Genomic DNA, 1,414 nt, shown 5'->3' on the forward strand with positions numbered 1-1,414 from the left:
CTGGGTTACCATCTGCGCCTGTCGCTTCTGCGTAGTTCGTTACACCATCACCATCACAGTCTGCACTGCGCCAAGTTGTACTTGTATTCGCTAACACTTGACCGATTCCCCATACACATGGATTTGTTGGTTGTGGATCCGTGTTGTCTGGATCGCCATCACCATCTTGATCACCTGCTAATGGTACACTTATCGTTACTGTCGCACTCGCACATACATTTGGAGTTACTGCTGTGTTACATACTTGGTAAACAACTGTTACACTACTACCCGGCTCACTCGCTGATGGTGTGTAACTCATGATACCTGTCGATGGTGCAAACACTACTGTGCCACTCGCTGTGCCTCCCGTTTGGGTAATTACATTGCTCGCTACTGGTAGGAAGTCATCATTCGATAGCACATTTACTGTACTGATTGTACCAAATGGAGCGGTTAAAGCATCATTCGCTGCTGTAGCCACTTTTGGATTTGGATCTGTTCCGTTTGGATTACCATCCTTATCACAGTCTAAGGCTTTCCATGATACACTCGTATTCGCAAATACTTGATCTACTTTGTTATAACTGCAGCCATCATTTGGATCGGTATTGTCTGATGTTGTCAATGGATCATCATCGATACCATTAATCTCATCTTTATTCGTTACGCCATCGCCATCACAATCTCCTGTACTCGTCGCTACTAAAGTCACTTGACTCAAGTTTAAGCTACAAGCACTTAGTGGATTCGTGTTATCTGCAATTGTTGCTGGGTTACCATCTGCGCCTGTCGCTTCTGCGTAGTTCGTTACACCATCACCATCACAGTCTGCACTGCGCCAAGTTGTACTTGTATTCGCTAACACTTGACCGATTCCCCATACACATGGATTTGTTGGTTGTGGATCCGTGTTGTCTGGATCGCCATCTCCATCTTGGTCGCCTGCTAATGGTACACTTATCGTTACTGTCGCACTCGCACATACATTTGGAGTTACTGCTGTGTTACATACTTGGTAAACAACTGTTACACTACTACCTGGCTCGCTCGCTGATGGTGTGTAACTCATGATACCTGTCGATGGTGCAAACACTACTGTGCCACTCGCTGTACCTCCCGTTTGGGTAATTACATTGCTCGCTACTGGTAAGAAGTCATCATTCGATAGCACATTTACTGTACTGATTGTACCAAATGGAGCGGTTAAAGCATCATTCGCTGCTGTAGCCACTTTTGGATTTGGATCTGTTCCGTTCGGATTACCATCCTTATCACAGTCTAAGGCTTTCCATGATACACTCGTATTCGCAAATACTTGATCTACTTTGTTATAACTACAGCCATCATTTGGATCGGTATTGTCTGATGTTGTCAATGGATCATCATCGATACCATTAATCTCATCTTTATTCGTTACGCCATCGCCATCACA

The 1,414-nt window shown here is 44.6% G+C and carries 1 pseudogene; it reads right to left on the minus strand.

Annotated elements, in window-relative coordinates:
* Positions 1-1,414 (minus strand): annotated as a pseudogene (locus GVN22_RS27230) (hypothetical protein); the annotation flags it as partial.

The organism is Cellulophaga sp. BC115SP (assembly GCF_009905545.1).
GTDB classification, from domain to species: Bacteria; Bacteroidota; Bacteroidia; order Cytophagales; family Spirosomataceae; genus Flectobacillus; species Flectobacillus rivi.